General features: G+C 57.5%; 15 protein-coding genes. 8 read left to right on the top strand and 7 right to left on the bottom strand.

The genetic code is table 11. The features are described 5' to 3' along the window. Positions 1-13: 13 nt before the first annotated feature. Both C1N60_RS20895 and hpxD read right to left on the bottom strand, forming a co-directional pair. Entirely contained in the window at positions 14-976 is a 963-nt protein-coding gene (locus C1N60_RS20895) for a PDR/VanB family oxidoreductase (RefSeq protein WP_150360171.1), read from the bottom strand. 10 nt (positions 977-986) lie between these two features. Further along, the gene (hpxD, locus tag C1N60_RS20890; protein WP_150059738.1) at positions 987-2,018 is read right to left on the bottom strand and encodes a molybdenum cofactor-independent xanthine hydroxylase subunit HpxD; all 1,032 of its coding nucleotides are present in this window, start codon (positions 2,016-2,018) and stop codon (positions 987-989) included. 137 nt (positions 2,019-2,155) lie between these two features. Here hpxD and C1N60_RS20885 point away from each other — a divergent pair, with 137 nt between their 5' ends. Further along, positions 2,156-3,082 (top strand): LysR family transcriptional regulator, encoded by a 927-nt coding sequence (locus C1N60_RS20885; protein ID WP_021508717.1) that lies wholly within the window; start codon positions 2,156-2,158, stop codon positions 3,080-3,082. Positions 3,083-3,088: 6 nt separating this feature from the next. On the opposite strand, the gene C1N60_RS20880 is transcribed toward C1N60_RS20885, so the two are convergent. The 3 genes from C1N60_RS20880 to C1N60_RS20870 form a co-directional block, all read right to left on the bottom strand. Next, positions 3,089-4,414 (bottom strand): MFS transporter, encoded by a 1,326-nt coding sequence (locus C1N60_RS20880; RefSeq protein ID WP_220496546.1) that lies wholly within the window; start codon positions 4,412-4,414, stop codon positions 3,089-3,091. Positions 4,415-4,682: 268 nt separating this feature from the next. Continuing rightward, positions 4,683-5,468 (bottom strand): type I methionyl aminopeptidase, encoded by a 786-nt coding sequence (map, locus tag C1N60_RS20875; RefSeq protein ID WP_394521942.1) that lies wholly within the window; start codon positions 5,466-5,468, stop codon positions 4,683-4,685. Then, positions 5,465-5,710, bottom strand: coding sequence for a ParD-like family protein (locus tag C1N60_RS20870; protein WP_394521941.1), 246 nt, complete (start codon positions 5,708-5,710; stop codon positions 5,465-5,467). Before C1N60_RS20870 ends, map begins: the two co-directional genes overlap by 4 nt. Positions 5,711-6,001: 291 nt before the next feature. On the opposite strand from C1N60_RS20870, the gene C1N60_RS20865 reads away from it, so the two are divergent. The 7 genes from C1N60_RS20865 (at position 6,002) to cobA (ending at position 17,950) form a co-directional block, all read left to right on the top strand. Then, a complete protein-coding gene (locus C1N60_RS20865; protein ID WP_394521940.1) occupies positions 6,002-7,225 on the top strand; it encodes a nitrate- and nitrite sensing domain-containing protein in 1,224 nt (407 codons plus the stop codon). 262 nt (positions 7,226-7,487) lie between these two features. Beyond that, positions 7,488-8,750 (top strand): CmpA/NrtA family ABC transporter substrate-binding protein, encoded by a 1,263-nt coding sequence (locus tag C1N60_RS20860; RefSeq protein WP_166710686.1) that lies wholly within the window; start codon positions 7,488-7,490, stop codon positions 8,748-8,750. Then, positions 8,750-9,622: a nitrate ABC transporter permease gene (gene ntrB, locus C1N60_RS20855; protein WP_021508712.1), complete on the top strand. Its 873-nt coding sequence runs from the start codon at positions 8,750-8,752 to the stop codon at positions 9,620-9,622. The genes C1N60_RS20860 and ntrB overlap by 1 nt, the downstream gene beginning before the upstream one ends. Before the next feature lie 10 nt (positions 9,623-9,632). Continuing rightward, complete coding sequence (locus C1N60_RS20850; protein WP_021508711.1) at positions 9,633-10,421, top strand: ABC transporter ATP-binding protein; 789 nt, start codon at positions 9,633-9,635, stop codon at positions 10,419-10,421. 10 nt (positions 10,422-10,431) lie between these two features. Then, on the top strand, positions 10,432-14,505 hold the full coding sequence (gene nirB / locus C1N60_RS20845; RefSeq protein ID WP_394521939.1) for a nitrite reductase large subunit NirB: 4,074 nt from the start codon (positions 10,432-10,434) through the stop codon (positions 14,503-14,505). Further along, positions 14,502-17,123 (top strand): nitrate reductase, encoded by a 2,622-nt coding sequence (locus C1N60_RS20840; RefSeq protein ID WP_159377528.1) that lies wholly within the window; start codon positions 14,502-14,504, stop codon positions 17,121-17,123. The genes nirB and C1N60_RS20840 overlap by 4 nt, the downstream gene beginning before the upstream one ends. Then, positions 17,120-17,950, top strand: coding sequence for a uroporphyrinogen-III C-methyltransferase (gene cobA, locus C1N60_RS20835; RefSeq protein WP_394521938.1), 831 nt, complete (start codon positions 17,120-17,122; stop codon positions 17,948-17,950). Before C1N60_RS20840 ends, cobA begins: the two co-directional genes overlap by 4 nt. Before the next feature lie 843 nt (positions 17,951-18,793). On the opposite strand, the gene C1N60_RS20830 is transcribed toward cobA, so the two are convergent. Then, the gene (locus C1N60_RS20830; RefSeq protein ID WP_058785627.1) at positions 18,794-19,051 is read right to left on the bottom strand and encodes an excisionase; all 258 of its coding nucleotides are present in this window, start codon (positions 19,049-19,051) and stop codon (positions 18,794-18,796) included. Between the two features lie 452 nt (positions 19,052-19,503). Continuing rightward, the gene (locus C1N60_RS20825) at positions 19,504-20,280 is read right to left on the bottom strand and encodes a helix-turn-helix transcriptional regulator (protein WP_211725358.1); all 777 of its coding nucleotides are present in this window, start codon (positions 20,278-20,280) and stop codon (positions 19,504-19,506) included. Positions 20,281-20,375 lie beyond the last annotated feature (95 nt).

Genomic DNA, 20,375 nt, shown 5'->3' with positions numbered 1-20,375 from the left:
CCTGCGGCGCGCCCTAGAGATCAATCACCAGTTCCGCCGATTTGCTGCGCGAGCAGCACAAGGCGATGTACTGCTCCGGGGCGCTTTTTTCGCTGTCAGACTGCACGGTATCGCGGTGATCGATCTCTCCGGCGGTGACCCGGGTCAGGCAGGCGCCGCACATGCCCATCTCGCAGGAGAGCGGAACGTCGACGCCATGCTCCAGCAGCACCGTGGCAATGGTTTTGTCAGGCGGAATGGTACATTGCTGCCCACTGCGTGCCAGCGTCACGGTAAAGCCCTCTTCCGCGCCAGCCGTGCGGGCGACAGGTTTGAACGCTTCAGCGTGAATATTGGCGCTATCCCAGCCGCGCGCCAGCGCCTGCTGCTGCATGTGCGTCATAAACCCTTCCGGCCCGCACAGGTACAGATGCGTGTCGGCGGCAGCATCAAGCAGTTCCGCCGGTGGATAATCACGGGCGCTGCGGCCTTCGCTGCTGTACCAGATTTCACAAAATCCATGCTGAAAACGCTGCGCCAGTTCGGCGGCAAAAGCTTCATCACCGCGCTGGCGCACAAAATAATGCAGCACAAAAGGCACGGCAGCGGCCTCCAGCGCCAGCGCCATGGCGTACAGCGGCGTAATGCCAATTCCGGCCGCCAGCAAAATGACTTTAGTGGCCGGTTGCAGAGGAAACAGGTTGCGCGGTGGCGAAATCGCAATCGTCTGGCCGGGGCGCAGCGTGTCGTGCACGTAGCGTGATCCCCCGCGTGATTGCCCGTCGCGGGCAATACAGATTTGATAGCCGCGCGCGTCATCGCAGCGTCCGGTCAGTGAGTACTGACGTATCAGACCATCACGCAGATGGACATCAATGTGCGCACCCGGTTGCCAGTCCGGCAGCGGCTGGCCATTTTCCGCCACCAGCGTGACGCTGAGATTGTGACGTCCCTGACGGTACAGGCCATCCACCACCACATTCAGCAGATCACTCATCGTTGCCTCCTTACACCAGGAAAAATTCGCCGAAGCCCATGCGCTTCAGGCCGCGGCGATAAGCAATGGAGCTGCGATCGGCCGGAATATGCGCTTCCAGAGCCAGGTCGAGCGGCAAACGCTCCGGCTGCTGGGTTTCCACCATCAGGCGATCTTCTTCGAACACGCGCTGATTGAAGGCGTGCACCTCTTCGACCGGGATGTGCAGGTCAAAATTACGCGCGATGGGCGCAAACATGCGCGTTTTGCGCGCCGATACTGGCGACGCGGCATTCATGATCACCAGGCGCGATTCGCCGGGGAAATGAATGGTCAGCGTGGCGGTAAACGGCAGATGCATCTCGAAATGACGCAGCCAGCTAAATCCTTCCGGCGCCTGCTGCGGACTGTCAGCGGCAAAGTTACTCACTGAGCTCCAGTAATCCACGGCAAAACCGGTCTCGGTTTCGACCGGGTTATAGGCAGGTACTACCTGGTTGTTGGGATCGGCGAAGGTTTCCGTGTGCACCCAGGCGAAGTGCGCCACATCCAGAAAACCTTCCACCTGGCGTCCGGCAAAGCCGTTGACGTCAAAACCGGGGCAGTTGATCTGTTGAAAACCGGCATCATCCCAGTGCGGCATGGAGGGCAGCGGCGCGGGCTGGTCAGCGTCCGGCGCGAGGCACACCCAAATCAGACCAAAGCGCTCTTCCACCGCGTAACTGATCAGATTGAGCTTGGCCGGAATCGGCTGATCGGGGCTGGACGGGATGCGATTGCAGCGTCCACCGGCACCGAAGCGCAAGCCGTGATAAGGGCAGACGATACCCTCTTCATCATGAAAACCGAGCGTCAGCGGGACGCCACGATGCGGGCAAACGTCGCGTGCCGCTACCACCTGACCCTGCAGACGATACAGCACCAGCTGCTCGTCAAGCAGCACCGCTTTGGTCGGTGCGCCGGCGATATCACAGGAACGGGCAACCGGATGCCACTGTCGCGCCAGACGCAGCCAGTCATCAGGTTCAAACGTGCAGTGTGCGGGAGGCGTAATGTTATTCATGCTGTTGTCCTGTCAGGTGCTCACACAAGGCGTAATAGAAGGCTTCATTTTTGTCAGGACATTGTTAATATGCTTGCCTGTGCAAATCCATCAGCAAGAATGCAGCCAGGTGTTGCAAAAAACCGTACAGGTGAGCAATGAGCCCGTTTTCCCGCTTTGCCGTCTATTTTGCCGAAGTGGCGCGCAGCGGCAGTTTGCGCAAAGCCGCTGAGCAACTGCACGTTTCCGCTTCTGCCATTAACCGGCAGATTCTGCAGGCGGAAGAGAGTTTTGGTACGCCGTTGTTCGAACGTTTGCCGGAAGGGCTGCGCATGACGACCGCCGGAGAATTGCTGTATGACGATGTGATGCGCTGGCAGCGTGAGTTTCGCGTCACGCGGCAGCGTTTCGATGATATACAGGGACTGAAGCGCGGTAACGTCACGGCCGGGCTGGTGCAGTCGCTGACCAAAGGCAGCGTGGCAGACGCCATCGCCGATATCGCACGCCAGCATCAGTGGCTGCGGCTGGAGCTGACGGTGGACAACAGCCACCGCATCAGCCAGATGATTCGCCAGTCGGAAATCGATTTTGGCCTGATTCTCGATCCCGCCGGGCAGAGCGGACTGGAAGTGCTGGCGTTTGCCGAACTGGAGATGGGCGTGGTGATGGCCGCTGACCATCCGCTTAGCACGAGGCCGCTACTGTCGCTCAGTGAGCTCAGTCATGAGCGACATATTGTGCCTGGCGCCGCGCTGGTAGTCCACGAACGTGTCGATGCGCTGTACCGCAAGCAGGGCCTGGCGCCGGAAAACATTATCGCCTGTAACGACATCCGCCTGATTCGCAGCCTGATCGCGCAGGGCACCGGCATCAGCGTGCTGAGCCTGCTGGACGTAATGACCGAGGTGCAGGAGAACCAGCTCTGCTTTGTACCGCTCAGGCACAGCGTGATGCGACCGCTGACCCTGGCGCTGTGTACTGCGCCGTCGCGCCAGCTATCGCGGGCGGCGCAGATGGTGATTCAGCGCATGACTGAGGTGATAGAGGCGATGGCCAGTGTCAGGCCCGCAGGCGGGCCGTAATCACGTTCAGTGCCCGGTTTCGGCATGCGGTGCGCGGGTTTTGCTGGCACCGGCACCGCCCGATGGACGGGCGATAATAATACCGAGAATACCGCCGGCAATCAGCGCCATCGCCACAATCAGCAATCCTGAGTGATAACTTTGCGTCGCATCTTTCATTTTTCCCAGCAGCGGCGGTAAACCCAGTCCGACAAAGTTTGCCACCGTATTGATAAAGGCAATCGATGCCGCAGCGGCTACGCCAGCTAATTTTTCTGTGGTCACGGCCCAGAATATTGGCGTCAGGGCAAAGTTAAGCCCGACGGTCAAGACCAGCAAAATATAGGCGAGCAGCAGGCTGCCCGAATAAATCGCGCCGGTTAATGCCAGGCCCGATAAAATTAATGGCAAACCCATATGCCAGGCGCGTTCACCGCTACGATCGGAATGGCGTCCGTTTAAATACATAAATACGCAGGCCATCACAAAGGGCAGGGCGGATAACAGGCTGATAATAAAATTGCTCTGCTCTGCGGCCATGCTTTTAATAATCAACGGCATGAACAGCGTAATGCCGATGGAACCGAACGCCTGTAAAAACCACACCAGACTGAGCAATAACACCGTACGATCTTTTAATGCCTGCAGCCAGGAGTGGTTCTTATTCAGGGTAACACCCAGATTGTCCTGTTCGAGGCGCTGACGCAGCCAGTGTTTTTGCGGTGTAGTTAACCAGACAGCATCGTCGGGCTTATCGGGTAAGCGCCACAGCACCAGACAACCAAGCACCACTGCGGGAATGCCTTCCAGCGCGAAAAGCCAGCGCCAGCCTGCGATATCGGCAATGCCATGCATATTGAGAATGGCACCGGAAATGGGCAGACCAATAATCGACGCGCCCACCGATCCCATATAAAAGAAAGACATTGCACGTGCGCGGTTACTTTTAGGGAACCAGCAGGAAATATAATAGATAATACCCGGCGCAAAACCGGCTTCGGCCATACCGAGTAAAAAACGCATTACATATAACTGATTGGCGCTATGAACCAGCGCCATGCCGGTACTGACAATGCCCCAGGTAATCATAATGCGCGCTATCCAGCGCCGGGCGCCGACTTTGGTCATAATGACATTACTGGGAATTTCGAAAAGAATGTAGGAAATATAGAACATGCCGACACCGAGGCCGTACATGCTGGTGGTAAGCCCGAGATCGGCATTCATTTGCAGCGCAGCGATAGAGATATTGGTTTTATCGAGATTAGCGACAAAATAACAGATTACGATAAACGGGATGATGCGCTTATTTAATTGACTCAACGTAGAACCAGAAACATCGGAACTTATCATATCCACCTCGTCACGCAGCATTACGCCACTCCGCGCCGGCAGACAGGCGCAAGGGTAGCGATGTCATGAATGATCTGTTTCGCTTGCTAAGCAATAAATGAAGTACAGCCGAAAATAAAAATCATTTTATTTCGGCCACGCGGCAGCATTAACTATGCCGATAGTGATATTGCACATGAGCGATATAAATCGTCATGAGTTAGCAGTGTAGTACAATCTATTTTGATTGTACTACAATAGAGATCACAGATTGGACGATTGGCAGGCGTTAAACGATCGCGGCGTAATCACCGGTACCCTCCGGCCAGGGCGTGAGCAGGTCGAAGCCGGTATCCGTGACGGCGACAGTGTGCTCCCACTGCGCGGACAGGGAGCGATCTTTGGTCACCACCGTCCAGCCATCAGACAGCACGCTGGTGCCCGCTTTGCCGGCGTTAATCATGGGCTCAATGGTAAAAATCATGCCAGCCTGCAGCGCCAGCCCCTGGCCCGGCGTGCCGTAATGCAAAATTTGCGGATCGCCGTGGTAGATCTCGCCGACGCCGTGACCGCAATACTCGCGTACCACGGAAAAACCGGCCTTTTCAGCGACCTGCTGAATAGCCGCACCGATATCGCCCAGCGTTGCACCGGGTTTCACCACCCGAATGCCTGCCACCATTGATTCATACGTCACGTCAACCAGGCGCTTAGCGCGTACCGAAGGCTGACCGACGAAATACATGCGGCTGGTGTCGCCGTACCAGCCGTCTTTGATGACCGCCACGTCGATATTGACGATGTCGCCGTCTTTGAGCTTTTTCTCGCCCGGAATCCCGTGGCACACCACGTGATTAACCGAGGTGCAAACGGTACGGGTATAACCCTGATAGCCAATGTTAGCCGGAATGACCTTTAGCTCATTGACAATATAGTCGTGACAGCGGCGATCCAGTTCATCGGTGGTGACGCCGGGTTTCACCCAGGGCGCGATCATCTCCAGGACTTTGGCGGCGGCGTGACCGGCGACACGCGCCCGTTCAATCTCTTCAGCGGTATGCAGTTTGATACTCATTGCGCGATTCCCTGCCGAATAAAGGAAGGTTGGTCAAGCAGCTGCGCCAGTTCAGCGCCGCCATCACGTTCGACCCGCATCAGCAGACGCGTCAGTTCCTGATGGCTGAGCTGCGGATAAAGTTCGGCCAGCATGCCGATTTTCATCCAGTGCTCCGCCTGCGCGTTGATCGAACGACTGAGCGCCGTGCTGGCGATGCGCAGATTCTCATGCATTAAATCCGAAATTTTGACGATACCCATGGCTGGCCTTTATATGAAACGTATATGCTATGTATATAGCATATCCACAACGGCATGATTTGCAAGGTCAGATTTTCAGCTGTGCGAAAATTTGCGGAATTTGTCAGAAAATCAAATACATTGTTTAGACCACTACGTTCTCGTCTCCACGCGGACCGTGATACTTTTTGGTCATAGAAAGATTTTTATGACCGGGCAGCCGCTGCGATTCTCGTGAAGAGAAATGAGGTGATACGAAAACGGCACGGCTTTTGCTTGACTAATTTTTTGGCATCAAAGGGTGGGGGAGCAATGGATGACGCACTGAGTTGGTTACAGGCCTCAAGGCAAAGCGATATTGCCAGCCTGCAACGCCTTCGCCAGACCGGCAAACTCATTACCACCGTCAGCGAACTGGTGCATCAGCTTCAGCGCGAGCGGGGGGCGAGCAATCTGTGGTTATGTTCTGAAGGCAGGCTTTACAGCGAGCAGCGGCTCGCCAGTGAGCAGGATGTGACGCGCTGCCAACGGGATTTTTGCCAGGCCTTACCCAGGGTTGAAGCCCAGCCGGGATACAGCCGCTTCTGCAACCTGATCGCCGCCGCGCTGCAGGCCCTGGCCGGATTACCGGCGTTGCGCCAGCAGATTACGCAACAGCAGATCGCGCACGCGCAGGCCGTTGCGGCGTTCAGTACCATTATCCGTAGCTTACTGAACCTGGTTTTTGAGGCCGCCGACACCGCCAGCCATCCTGACATTACCCGCGCGCTCATTGCGCTGTTCAGCTTTATGCAGGGCAAAGAGCTGACGGGACAGGAACGCGCCCTGGGAGCGGCCGGCTTTGCTGCCGAACAATTCAGCGCGGAGCAGCGCAGCGCCATGGTGGCCTTAATTGAAGCACAGGAACAAAGCTTTTCGACCTTCCAGCAGTTTGCCGATGAGGCAGTTTTACACCACTGGCAGCCGCTGGCGCAGGCCAGTCGTGAAATTGAACGACTGCGACGCATTGCCTGTACCGACGGTCGGCGGGACGACAGTGGCGCGCTGCACTGGTTTTCGCTGCTGTCACAGCGCATTGACCAAATGAAATTGCTGGAGGATCGGCTGTCAGCCACGCTGATGTTGCGCTGCCGCGAGGCGATCGCACTGGCACAGCATCAGGCGACTGAACCCCTGAATGTGGCGCAGTCGGGCTGCGATTTTACTTTATATGTCTCCGGTGTGGACTGGCTGCCCACCGAGTCCGGTGCGCTGAACAGCGACGGGCTGGCACCCCAGCTGGGTCGTTCACTGCTGTCGTTGATCACGGAGCAGTCTCAGCGTTTACAGCATCAGGCCAATGAGCTGGCCACCCTGCGCGCCACGCTGGAAGAGCGGAAACTGCTCGACCAGGCCAAAACCTGGCTGATGCAGCAGCATGGGCTGAGTGAAGAGCACGCCTGGCAACGGCTGCGTAAAAGCGCGATGGATCAGAATAAACGGCTACCGGAAATCGCCCAGGCGATCGTCACGGTGGCAGCCACAATGAAGAGATAACTCTAAAGCGTTAGCTGCACAATGCTTGTGCGTGGTCTGCGTCACAAACGTGCAAAATCGGTTAAAAAACCAGCCCGGCGAAAGCCCTGATCGCCACGCGCAGGGCCGTTTCAAAGCTGGCATGCAGTTTGCTTTACCCTATTAAGTGTATGCATTTGCTTTGCCAACGGCGGTAAAGCGAGTGCTTTTGGATAAAGGCGTCCATCTCCCTGTGAAAGCAGTGGAGAGGACGCCTTTTTTTATTTCCTGAGGGTGGCAAAAAATGAGCAAATCGCCAGTTTCACTGTCTCGACGTCAACTGCTGTTATCCAGCGCCGCCGCTGGCGGGCTGTGGCTGTTGCCGGGATTGCGCAACGCCGTATGGGCGGCGGGTTCCGATGCGCCAGAAAAAGCCACCGTGCGGGTGGGATTTATTCCACTGACCGACTGTGCGCCGGTCGTCATGGCCTCGGTGAAAGGCTTCGACAAAAAATATGGTCTGACGCTACAGCCCAGTAAAGAAGCCAGTTGGGCAGCCGTCCGCGACAAACTGATCTCCGGTGAGCTCGATGCGGCACACGTCCTGTACAGCATGATCTATGGCCTGCAACTGGGCGTTGCCGGCCCTCAGCATGCGATGGCGAACCTGATGACGCTCAATAACAATGGCCAGGCAATCTCCCTGTCGAACCAGCTTAAAGCGCAAAAGGTCACCGATGCCGCCAGCCTGAAAAAGACCATCGACAGCAAGGCCAAAGGCAGTCTCACCTTTGCGCATACCTTTCCGACCAGTACCCACGCGATGTGGCTCTACTACTGGCTGGCGAATGCCGGTATCAATCCATTTGATGACGTGCGCACTGTCGTCGTGCCGCCGCCGCAGATGGTGATGAATATGAAGATTGGCAATATGAGCGGCTTCTGTGTGGGCGAGCCGTGGAATCAGCGCGCTATCAGTGATGATATTGGTTTTACCGTCGCTACCAGTCAGCAGATTTGGCCCGATCACCCCGAAAAAATTCTTGGCACCCGCGCCGCGTGGGTGAAAGAGAACCCCAATACGGCGCGCGCGCTGACGGCGGCTGTCCTGGAGGCGGCACGCTGGATCGATGCCTCCGATGATAACCGCCGCGAAACGGCGCAGGTGCTGGCCGGACGCGCCTGGATCAACACCAAACCTGAGATTCTGCAGGGTCGCATGCTCGGCCAGTACGAAAACGGGCTGGGACAGAAATGGCAGGACCCGCATGCGATGCGCTTCTTCCATGACGGCAGCGTCAGTTTCCCGTATCTGTCCGATGGCATGTGGTTCCTCACCCAGCTTAAGCGCTGGGGAATGCTGACCGAGGATCCGGACTATCTGGGCGTCGCAAAGCAGATCAACCGAATTGATATCTACAAACAGGCAGCGAGCGCCGTCGGCAACATCACGTTGCCCGGCAGTGAGATGCGCAGCAGCACCCTGATCGACGGCAAGGTGTGGGATGGCACGAATCCTGCCGTTTACGCCGCCAGCTTTGCCATTAACCACAAAGAGAGGTCGTGATGAAAAGCCAGACTCGCTCCCTGACGCAGCCTGAGACGCTGCCCACCCGGGCCACGGTGGTGCCCCTTCAGGTCACGCCAAAAAAGATGCGCTCGCCTGCGCGCCTGCGTCCGTTTTTGCAGCGTGCCATTCCCGCGCTGTGCGGTGTGATGCTTCTGCTTCTGATCTGGCAGATCGCGGCCCTTTCCAGCAAAGGCTTTCCCGGCCCGTACGCCACCTGGGAAGCGGCGAAAATCCTGTTCGCCGATCCGTTCTATAACAACGGCCCTAACGATCAGGGCATCGGCTGGAATGTGCTGGCCTCGCTGCAGCGCGTCGCTATCGGCTTTGGCCTGGCCGCGCTGGTGGGGATTCCCGCAGGCTTTCTGCTGGGGCGTTTTGCCTTTGTGGCACGCATGTTCAATCCGGTTATCGCGCTACTGCGTCCGGTCAGCCCGCTGGCCTGGCTGCCTATCGGCCTGCTGCTGTTCCAGCGCGCCGAACCGGCCTCCAGCTGGACCATTTTTATCTGTTCTATCTGGCCGATGATTATTAATACCGCCGAAGGTGTACAGCGCATTCCACAGGATTACCTCAATGTGGCGCGCGTGCTGCAACTGTCGGAATGGACCATCCTGCGCCGCATCCTGTTTCCCGCCGTTCTGCCTGCGGTGCTGACCGGGGTCCGCCTGTCGATTGGTATCGCCTGGCTGGTGATCGTGGCTGCCGAAATGCTGACGGGAGGCCTGGGGATCGGCTTCTGGATCTGGAACGAGTGGAACAACCTCAATGTTGAAAACATCCTGATTGCCATTTTGCTGATTGGCGTCGTCGGCCTGCTACTGGAGCAGGGACTGATGCTGCTGGCGCGTCGCTTTAGCTGGGATAAATAAGGGGAACACTATGCAACCTATCATTCGTGTACAGCAGGTCAGCCAGCGTTTTACCACTTCCGGCGGCGATTTTCTGGCGCTCGATAATGTCAGCTTTGATATTCATCAGGGGGAAACCCTGAGCCTGATCGGCCACTCCGGCTGTGGTAAATCCACGCTGCTCAACCTGATCGCCGGTTTAACCCGACCTACCAGCGGCGTCCTGTTATGCGATAACCGCGAAGTCACCGGCCCCGGCCCTGAGCGCGCCGTTGTGTTTCAAAACCACTCGCTGTTGCCCTGGCTGACGGCGTATCAGAACGTTGAGCTGGCGGTAGAGCAGGTGTTTAAAGGCAAGATGAACAAGGCGGAAATGCGTGACTGGATCGAGCACAACCTGAACCAGGTGCAAATGAGTCATGCCATGCATAAACGCCCCGGCGAGATCTCCGGCGGCATGAAGCAGCGTGTCGGTATCGCCCGCGCGCTGGCAATGAAACCTCGCGTGCTGCTGCTCGACGAACCCTTCGGTGCGCTGGATGCCTTAACGCGCGCGCATCTGCAGGACAGCGTCATGCGCATCCAGCAGGCGCTGAACACCACCATCGTCCTGATTACCCATGATGTGGATGAAGCCGTGTTGCTGTCCGATCGGGTACTGATGATGACCAACGGTCCGGCGGCGCAGGTGGGCGATATCCTGACGATCGACCTGGTCCGGCCGCGTTCACGCGTGGCGCTGGCGGATGACGTGCGTTATCACCAGCTGCGCCAGAAAGTGCTGCATTTTCTCTACGAAAAACAGACTTCGGCGGCATAAGGACGACACCATGAGACAACGGCTGCTGGTTGCGGGTAACGGGATGGCGGGTATGCACATGGTAGAAACTCTGTTGCAGCTGGCGCCGATGCGTTACGACATCACTGTGATTGGCCGTGAGCCGCACGGCAACTATAACCGTGTGCTGTTGTCGCCGCTGCTGGCCGGAGAAACCACCGTTGAGCAAACGCTGATCCACGACCCTGACTGGTATCACCGTCACGGCATAACCTTGCTGGCGGGAGAGACGGTGAAACAGGTGAATATCGCTGAGCGGACCTTACGCACCGACCAGCGCGTGCTGCACTGGGACCGCCTGGTACTGGCGACCGGATCGCAGCCCTGCAGGCCGTCTGTTCCAGGCAGCGACCTGCCGCATGTCAGCACGTTTCGCACGCTGCAGGATGTGAACACTTTGCTGGCCGGGCACGGTCCGGTAGTGGTGGTCGGTGGGGGCTATCTGGGTATTGAAGCCGCCGCCGGACTTCAGGCGCAGGGACGTCAGGTCACGCTGATTCATCGTCAGTCACGTTTGCTGGACAGACAGCTGGATATCAGGGCAGGGGAATTACTGCTGGCTCAGCTCCGGGCGCGCGGCATTCGCTGTGAACTGAATGCCAGCCTTGCGGCGATCCGCACGGATAGCGTGATCCTCCACGATGGCCGTGTGCTGGCGGCGCAGCAGGTGGTGATGGCCATTGGTGTCCAGCCGGCGATCGCCCTGGCGCAGGCCGCCGGTATTCCCTGTCAGCGCGGCATTCTGGTGGATCGCCAGTTGCGCACTGCGCACGCCGGAATTTATGCCGCAGGCGAATGTTGTGAAATCAGCGGCGAGACCTTCGGTCTGGTCGCGCCCTGTCTGGCCCAGGCAAAGATTCTGGCGGCGCAACTGGCCGATCGGCCTCAGGGAGATTTCTACAGTGCGGCCACGGGCACCCGTCTCAAAGTCAGCGGCATTTCCCTGTTTAGCGCTGGTGACGTTCGCGAAGCCCCGTCTGTCACCAGTTTTGACCCGATCGCCGGGCACTATCGCCGCCTGTTCCTCAAAGACGGCCGACTGAACGGCGTGCTGCTGTATGGCGACTGCCAGCAAAGTGGCGCGCTGCTGAACCAACTCCATAATGCCGGACCGGTTTCTGTGAATACGCTGTTCGGCCTTGATGAACCTGAAACGCAGCCGCTGGCTGCAGGAAACCCTGTGATGAGCCAAACGAAACCTGTATTAGCCGTGGTGGGTCACGGCATGGTCAGCCACCATTTTCTGGAGCAGCTGGTCGCCCGTAACCTGCATCAGCATTATCACATTGTGGTCTACGGCGAAGAGCGCTATCAGGCTTACGATCGGGTTCACCTTTCTGAGTATTTCACCGGTAAAACGGCAACAGAGTTGTCGCTGGTGAGCGAGGATTTTTTTGCACGGAACGCAATTGAACTGCGCAGCGGTTGCCGGGTAGAGGCGATCGATCGCCAGCAGCGCAGCCTGCGTGACAGCGCGGGACGTGAGCTGGCCTGGGATAAGCTGGTGTTGGCCACCGGCTCCCGCGCCTTTGTACCACCGGTACCCGGCCATGACGCCGGGCGCTGCTTTGTCTACCGCACGCTGGACGATCTGGATGCCATCGCAGCCTGTGCCCGCCAGAGTCAGCGCGGCGTGGTGATCGGCGGCGGGCTGCTGGGGCTGGAAGCCGCCAATGCGCTGAAGCAGCTGGGGCTGGAGACGCACGTGGTTGAGTTTGCGCCGCGCCTGATGGCCGTGCAACTGGATGACGGCGGGGCGCTGATGCTGCGGCAAAAGATCGACTCGCTGGGCGTGACGGTGCATACCTCGAAGCAGACCGAACAGATTGCCACCCAGCCTGACGGCAGTCTGGTGCTGCACTTTGCCGATGGCGGCGAGCTGGCCACCGATCTGGTGCTGTTCTCTGCCGGTATCCGCCCGCGTGATGAGCTGGCCCGGAGCGCCGACATCAGCGTGGGGCCGCGCGGCGGCATTACCATCAATGATCAATGCCAGACGAGTGACAGCGACATTTATGCTATAGGCGAATGCGCGTTGTGGAACGGGCAGATTTTTGGCCTGGTAGCGCCTGGCTACCAGATGGCGCGTGTGCTGGCCGGGCATCTGGCGGCCGAACCGGCGCAGTTCACCGGTGCCGACATGAGCACTAAACTGAAGCTGCTGGGCGTAGAAGTCGCCTCCTTTGGCGATGCGCACGGCAAAACGCCGGGCAGCTTGAGCTACCACTGGGCCAACGGGCCAAAAGGCATTTACAAGAAGATCGTGGTTAGCGCCGACAATGCACGACTGCTGGGCGGCGTGCTGGTGGGAGACAGCAGCGACTATGCCACGCTCCTGCAAATGATGTTAAACGCCATGCCGCTGCCGACGGCAGCGGAAGCGCTGATTTTGCCTGCGTTGAATGGCGCGCCGGCCAAAGGGTTGGGCGTCGCTGCGCTGCCGGACAGTGCCCAGGTGTGTTCCTGCCATAACGTCAGTAAAGGCGATATCTGCCATGCGGTGCAGAGTGGCTGTGGCGACATGGCCAGTATAAAAAGCTGCACTAAAGCCGCAACAGGCTGTGGCGGCTGCGCCGCGCTGGTAAAACAGGTGATGGAGCTTCAGCTGGAAAACCTGGGCGTCGCTGTTAAAAAAGACATCTGTGAGCACTTCGCCTATTCCCGTCAGGAGCTGTATCACCTGATCCGTATTAATGGCATCAAAACCTTTGACGATCTGCTGGCCAGCCACGGACGGGGTTGTGGTTGCGAGGTATGCAAACCGCTGGTGGGGTCGCTACTGGCCTCGTGCTGGAACGATTACCTGCTGAAAACGGCACATTTACCGTTACAGGACACGAATGACCGTTACTTTGCCAATATCCAGAAAGATGGCACCTATTCGGTCGTACCGCGCGTGCCGGGGGGCGAGATCACGCCACAGGGCCTGATTGCCATCGGCGAAGTGGCCGTGCGTTACGATCTCTATACCAAAATTACCGGCGGCCAGCGTATCGATCTGTTTGGTGCGCGGCTGGACCAGCTGCCTGCTATCTGGGAAACCCTGCTGGAAGCCGGTTTTGAAACCGGTCATGCCTACGGAAAATCCCTGCGTACGGTGAAATCCTGCGTCGGCTCGACCTGGTGCCGCTATGGCGTGCAGGATTCTACCGCCTTCGCCATCGCGCTGGAGAACCGGTATAAGGGTCTGCGCGCACCGCATAAGATCAAGATGGCGGTGTCCGGCTGCACCCGCGAATGTGCGGAAGCACAAAGTAAAGATATCGGGGTCATCGCCACGGAAAACGGCTGGAACCTGTACGTCTGCGGCAATGGCGGCATGAAGCCGCGCCATGCGGAACTGTTTGCCAGCGATCTGGACGATGACACGCTAATCCAGTACGTCGACCGGATTCTGATGTTCTACGTGCGCACGGCGGATCGCCTGCAGCGTACCAGCGTCTGGATGGATAACATGGAGGGCGGGCTGGACTACCTGCGTGAGGTGGTGATTCATGACAGCCTGGGGATCGCCGCCACGCTGGAACAGGAAATGCAACAGGTGGTGGACACCTGGCAATGCGAATGGCAGACCACGCTGGCCGATCCCTCGCGACGTGCGCTGTTTACCGCCACAGTGAACAGCGATCAGCCGGATGAAACGCTGCACTATGCACGCGTGCGCGGACAGCGCCAGCCACACAAGGCCAGTGGTATTCCCCTGATGCATCTGCCCGCCGAACCCTGGAGCGAAATCTGCCCACTGGAGGCCATTCCGCCAGAGGCCGGCATCGGAGCCCGTCTTGGCAGCGTCCGTATTGCCTTATTCCGCATGGGTGATGACTGTTATGCGCTGGAGGATCGTGAGCCGGGCAGCGAAGCCAGCGTACTGTCACGCGGTATCCTTGGTGATGTTGCGGGGGAGCCGGTGGTGATCTCGCCGCTTTACAAACAGCGTGTACGCCTGCGTGACGGACAGAGCCTTGATAATCCCCAGCATCAGCTGCGTTGCTGGCCGGTTAAACTGGAGGACGGCCAGGTCTGGGTCGCAAACCGTCCGCTTAACCTGATGGCGCAGGCATCATGAAAACTACCTGCGCTTATTGCGGGGTGGGCTGCGGCGTCGAGGTCACGCAGCCGCAGAGCGCGTCGCCTCAGGTCAGTGGCGATACCCGTCATCCGGCGAATGCCGGGCGGCTATGCGTAAAGGGCGCGGCACTGGGCGAAACCCTGACACAGGCCGGACGGTTGCTGCATCCTCAGCTTCATCACCAGCGGGTCAGCATGGAGACGGCACTGGATGCCGCGGCTGATGGTTTGCGCAGGATTATCGATGCGCATGGCCCGGAGGCAGTGGCTTTCTACGGTTCCGGCCAGTTGCTCACGGAAGATTACTATGTGGCTAACAAGCTGATGAAAGGCTTTCTCGGCGTCGCCAACATCGATACCAATTCACGCCTGTGTATGGCCTCCGCGGTGACAGGCTATAAACGGGCATTTGGGGCGGATGCCGTACCGTGCTGTTACGAGGATCTGGATGAGGCCGAGGTAGTCATTCTTGTCGGCTCGAACGCCGCCTGGGCCCATCCGGTGCTGTTTCAGCGCCTGAAACAGGCAAAAGCGCAGCGCCCTGAGATGCAGGTTGTGGTTATCGATCCGCGCCGCACCGCCAGTTGTGAATTCGCCGATCTGCATTTACCGCTCCGGCCGGGCAGCGATCCGGCCCTGTTCTCGGGCCTGCTGCACTGGCTGGAACAGCATGACGGCATTGACGCCACGATGCTGCCGCATCTGGACGGTGTAGACACAACCTTACGGGCCGCGCGGCAGTGGGATGGTGCGGCGGTGGCAGCCCATTGTGATATCAGCCAGGAAGTGATCGCTGCGTTCTACCAGTTGTTCGCCCGGCATGAGCGCGTACTGACCTTATGGTGCATGGGCATTAATCAGTCACAAAGCGGCAGTGACAACAACAATGCTATTCTCAATGCGCACCTGCTGAGCGGCAAGATTGGCCGACCCGGCTGCGGCCCGTTTTCGCTGACCGGACAGCCGAATGCGATGGGCGGGCGGGAAGTAGGGGGGCTGGCCAACCAACTGGCGGCGCATATGAGTTTCACCGCAGAAGATTGCGACCGTTTACAGCGTTTCTGGCGCAGTCCGCGTATGGCGCGTGAGCCCGGCCTGACGGCGGTTGATCTGTTTGACGCCATTGACCGTGGAGCAATCAAAGCTGTGTGGATTATGGGCACCAATCCGGCGGTTTCGATGCCAGAAGGCAATCGCATTGCCCGGGCGCTGGCTGCCTGTCCGCTGGTAATTGTGTCAGACGTGCTGGCGCAAACGGATACCACCGCCTTTGCGCATATTTTGCTACCCGCGCAGGGCTGGGGGGAAAAGAACGGCACCGTGACCAATTCTGAACGCCGGATTTCCCGTCAGCGCGCGTTTATGCCTCCGGCCGGAGAAGCTAAACCGGACTGGTGGTTACTCGCGCAGGTCGCCCAGCGTCTGGGCTTTCATGAAGGCTTTACCTGGACGCATCCGGCAGCCATCTTCCGCGAACATGCGGCGTTGTCGGGGTTTGAGAACAACGGCCAGCGCGCCTTTGATATCAGCGGTCTGGCCGGTATGAGCGACGCACAGTGGGATGCGATGAAGCCGGTACAGTGGCCAATCAACGCTCGTTATCCCGAGGGCTGCGCCCGGCTGTTTAGCGACCGGCACTTTTACCATCCTGATGGTAAAGCCCGCCTGTTGCCACCGGCCACGCCGCAGCCAGTGGTGTGCGAAACGGCTTACCCGTTATTAATGAACAGCGGACGGATCCGCGATCAGTGGCACACCATGACGCGTACCGGCCTGGTTCCCCGGCTCATGCAGCATTGTGATGAGCCATTTGCAGCCCTGCATCCGCAGGACGCACAACGCTATGGCCTGTGCGCGGGCGCACTGGCACGGGTGCAGTCCGACGCGGGCTGGGTGACGGTGCGTGTGACGCTGGACAGCGGTCTGCGGCGCGGTGAGATCTTTGTCCCTATGCACTGGAACCGACAGTTCAGCCTGCAGGGCACGGTTGGCGGACTGGTGGCTTCAACCCGCTGTCCAGTCTCGGCACAGCCCGCATTTAAACAAACCGCTGTGCGTATCCACCCGCTCAACGTCAGCTGGCAGGGCTGGCTCTGGCAGCGCGACGCAAGCCCGCCTGATGCGCTGCGCTACTGGGCGCGAACACCCTATGAGGGCGTGCAACGCTTTAGCGTGGCTGGAGACGGTTCGCCAGAACAGTGGCTCATGGCAACGATCCCGCTGGCCGGGCTGCAACTGCAAACCGCTCATGCGGCGGAACCGCATTACCGCCTGCTGGCCTGGCGTAACGGTGAGCTGCACCTGGTCTTTTATGCAGGCGCGTCTTTACCCGAGATCAACCATGACTGGGTTGCTCAGGCTTTTCGCCAGGCACCTGTGAATGCGGCGGACCGGCATGCTCTGCTGGCGGGACAATCGGCACAACGTGCCGTGGCTGGCCGGACGATCTGTAGCTGCTTTGGCGTTGGGGAAAACACCATCTTACAGGCGATTAAACAGGGCTGTCACAGCACTCAGGCACTGGGTAACGCACTCAACTGTGGTACCAACTGCGGCTCCTGCCTGCCGGAGCTAAAACACCTTTTGCTTTCCGTTGCTGTACCGGAGGAAGAATGATGATTGCGATCAACCCTTTAGATAAACTGCTGGCGCCGGACAACGCGTCCAGCCCTGGCAAAGTCTGGCTGGTAGGGGCCGGACCGGGGGATGTGGATCTACTGACAGTCAAGGCGCTGCGCCTGCTGCAACGTGCGGATGTCGTGGTCTATGATCGCCTGGTCAGCGAAGCGGTGATGGCGGAAGTCGCCAGCAGCGCACTCTGTATCGACGTAGGTAAACAGCTGGGTCATCACGGCCTGAAGCAGGCACAAATTAATCAACTGCTGGTGGACCTGGCTGCCAGCGGGCGCAATGTCGTACGTTTAAAAGGCGGCGATCCCTTTATCTTTGGCCGTGGCGGTGAAGAGATGGTCAGCCTGCAGCAGGCGAATATTGTCTGCGAAGTGGTGCCCGGTATTACCGCCGCAGTGGGCTGTGCGGCTGCCAGCGGCATTCCGCTGACGCACCGTGACTGTGCCCAGTCATTGCGCTTTATCACCGGACACGGGCGCAGCGGCGAACCGCAGCTGGATGCGGCGGCGCTGACCGCGACCAATCAGACGCTGGTGTTTTACATGGGATTAAGCTGGAGCAGCGTGATTAGCGCCCGGTTACGGGAATATGGCCGCAGCGAGGCGACGCCGGTGGCGATCATTGAAAACGGTACGCGTCAGAACCAGCGGGTGCTGATCACCACGCTGGCCGGGTTGCCTGAAACTGTTGAACAGCAAAAACCGGTGTCGCCGTCGTTACTGATTGTGGGCGATGTGGTGCGCTATTACCGGGCTGATCGAGTCGCAGCGCATGGGGAGGAGTTGGCGTTAAGTGATAGTGCAGTGCAGTGATGCTTAACGTGCCGAAGGAAGGGACACGGTTTTTACGGCTGGGGGATGAGACGGTCGCAAAAGCATTATCGGCGAATATGTTAGTGAGAGCCCTATCTTAAGCGCCTTTCACATGAAACTGATGCCTGACAGTTACCTCACTCAGACATTTTTCTTAAGATTTTACCCTAAATAAACGCTATCGCTGCATTACACAACCGGCAATCTGTTGGACACTGAGGCCCGTTTGCATGGTATCCAGAACGCTTCACCACAACCTGATATTTACCACTGCCAGTCGCGCCATGCTTTTTCTTCTCAGTCCAGGTAAACTTTATTCTGACTGGTAAGGGCGGGCCGAAATCCCTAAGAAAAAGACCTAAGAAAAATCTAACTGTTTGATTATAAAGTTATGAATTAGTAAGTATTGCTACCATTTATATGCAGGCAGCGTGCCCATATCTCGTTGAATTTTCCGAATTAATTATGATTTTTCTAACAAATATGATACGTATATAGCATATCCATAACAGCTTGATTTGCAAGGTCAGATTTTCGCCTGTACGAAAATGTCCGAAATTTGTCCGAAATTGCCTATACCTCATACCAGTACGTACTCATCACCACGGAGGTCGGGATACTTCTGTGTCATGGAAAGATTCTTATGACCCAGCAACCGCTGTGTAAACACCTCACCCTAATGCGCTTCAAATAACCTTCCCGATAAACTGCGGATCTCATGAAATGTGGGCGGGTTTTCCGCCTCTCCAAAGCGCAGCGGATTCGCGCCTGGGTAAATGCCTGCGTCAGATTTTCCGGGCGCGGCGGCAGGTCTGGTTACGGTGGAGGTTAGCATCATAAGTTTCAGGCCTTTTGATCATATTTTACTTTTTCCATCAGCAAATTACCCCCGACAACACTATGCGAATGAACGTTTGGATTCCTGGCGTGTTTATGGGAATTGAGATAAATCGCTTCCGGATGAAGCCGGCACTCTTTGCCGTGTAGCTCCGGGCATGGGTAGATTCGCCCTTCGCGTGCCCAGCGGCGCATAGCGGACAGGGAAGGCGGCTGAGAATAGGTTTCGCTCGCCCACTCGGTCAGGGTGAGCAGCTTAGCCATGATTAACTTCCAGATTTCGGTCCATTAAAAAACCCCGCAAAAACGGGGTTTCATTGTTTATCTCTGTCACGTTTATCCTGCTCAGGCTTCCATTCAAGCCCGCACATATCGCAGGAAAACTTCCCGTCAGGGCGCTTTCGTGGTCCCACAGCGGCTTAAAATGCGCCCTGACGCAGCGGTTTCACCGCGGGCGTTAATGAATGGCGCCTTATCTCATCACTCCAGACCTTAGCCCCCAATAGACCGGATCTAACACCAGATTCCAGGTGAAATGGAGCGGCAGCAGCCTGAAGAAATGCATAATTACTTCCGTGAACGCCTGGCGTAAAGTTAATGCGTGTTTTTCGTTTCATGGCAACGCCCCCTGATGAAGATAGCGTTGCATCGACCCGTTGAACTCACAGCGTAGAGCGGCCTGAGATTATATCGATTGCTCTGCTGACATGCGGACGTCAGCAGATAGCGGCGGGGACATAAATTGCCAGCTTGAGTGCAGGGGAGTCATTTGACGTAAACGTTGAATAGCAGTATGTCCGAGTTATCCCGTCTTTTCCTGTGAGTTTTTTCTCTCCGGACACCGGCGCCGTTATCACATGCTCGCTCCACCATGTATCAAACTCCGGGCATTCACGGCTTAAGCGTTCTACCAGCGCAGTGAAGGTCTCATCGTCTGCATTTCGTGAATAACTGGAATGAAACAGGCCAAGCATTCTCTGTGCCTCTGCAGGCCAGGTGTCGCCAAAAAGGTATCTGGCCTGCTCTGTAGTGAACATGAAAACCATGATATTTCGCTCATCTGCAGCCAACAGGCTGAAGTCCGTGACGACCTGTTCTGCTGCAGAATTCCACACCAATACATCCCATCTGTCATTGGTGACGTAGGCAGGCTCACTCAGCGCCCTGACCAGATGCGATAAGCTAGCCGGAACTTCATGTTCGATATCTGCACTTTTTTTCCGGCCTGTCAGTGTTTTCAGGTGCAGAAATTCTGCCTCGTTCAGCTGCAGAGCTTTACCCAGGGCGTTAACTATCCGTTCGGAAAGCGTGCTGACCCGTCCCTGTTCGATTTTGGTATACCATTCCGTACTTATTCCCAGCATCGCCGCAACTTCCTCACGCCTTAGCCCGGGCGTTCGCCGTCTTTCTGGCCCGGCAGAGGGGGGACGCTCAGGATTAACCCTTGCACGTCGTGAACGTAAAAACTGACTGAGCTCAGTATTCTTAGCCATTTTTTGAACCTGGTAGTAAATTATACCTGTATAAAACTAGTGTATTTTACCCCGTTTTGGGTCGCCCTATGATGGTTTCATATTGTTCTATGCCC

The sequence above is a fragment of the Pantoea sp. SGAir0184 genome, assembly GCF_043544755.1.
Note: the sequence above shows the minus strand (reverse complement) of the source record. Positions and strands in the feature narration are given on the sequence as shown.

Excerpts from the sequence above, each read along its gene's own strand:
- C1N60_RS20895 (WP_150360171.1), bottom strand. The coding sequence starts at position 976 with ATGAGTGATCTGCTGAATGTGGTGGTGGATGGCCTGTACCGTCAGGGA.
- hpxD (WP_150059738.1), bottom strand. The coding sequence starts at position 2,018 with ATGAATAACATTACGCCTCCCGCACACTGCACGTTTGAACCTGATGAC.
- C1N60_RS20885 (WP_021508717.1), top strand. The coding sequence starts at position 2,156 with ATGAGCCCGTTTTCCCGCTTTGCCGTCTATTTTGCCGAAGTGGCGCGC.
- C1N60_RS20880 (WP_220496546.1), bottom strand. The coding sequence starts at position 4,414 with ATGATAAGTTCCGATGTTTCTGGTTCTACGTTGAGTCAATTAAATAAG.
- map (WP_394521942.1), bottom strand. The coding sequence starts at position 5,468 with ATGAGTATCAAACTGCATACCGCTGAAGAGATTGAACGGGCGCGTGTC.
- C1N60_RS20870 (WP_394521941.1), bottom strand. The coding sequence starts at position 5,710 with ATGGGTATCGTCAAAATTTCGGATTTAATGCATGAGAATCTGCGCATC.
- C1N60_RS20865 (WP_394521940.1), top strand. The coding sequence starts at position 6,002 with ATGGATGACGCACTGAGTTGGTTACAGGCCTCAAGGCAAAGCGATATT.
- C1N60_RS20860 (WP_166710686.1), top strand. The coding sequence starts at position 7,488 with ATGAGCAAATCGCCAGTTTCACTGTCTCGACGTCAACTGCTGTTATCC.
- ntrB (WP_021508712.1), top strand. The coding sequence starts at position 8,750 with ATGAAAAGCCAGACTCGCTCCCTGACGCAGCCTGAGACGCTGCCCACC.
- C1N60_RS20850 (WP_021508711.1), top strand. The coding sequence starts at position 9,633 with ATGCAACCTATCATTCGTGTACAGCAGGTCAGCCAGCGTTTTACCACT.
- nirB (WP_394521939.1), top strand. The coding sequence starts at position 10,432 with ATGAGACAACGGCTGCTGGTTGCGGGTAACGGGATGGCGGGTATGCAC.
- C1N60_RS20840 (WP_159377528.1), top strand. The coding sequence starts at position 14,502 with ATGAAAACTACCTGCGCTTATTGCGGGGTGGGCTGCGGCGTCGAGGTC.
- cobA (WP_394521938.1), top strand. The coding sequence starts at position 17,120 with ATGATGATTGCGATCAACCCTTTAGATAAACTGCTGGCGCCGGACAAC.
- C1N60_RS20830 (WP_058785627.1), bottom strand. The coding sequence starts at position 19,051 with ATGGCTAAGCTGCTCACCCTGACCGAGTGGGCGAGCGAAACCTATTCT.
- C1N60_RS20825 (WP_211725358.1), bottom strand. The coding sequence starts at position 20,280 with ATGGCTAAGAATACTGAGCTCAGTCAGTTTTTACGTTCACGACGTGCA.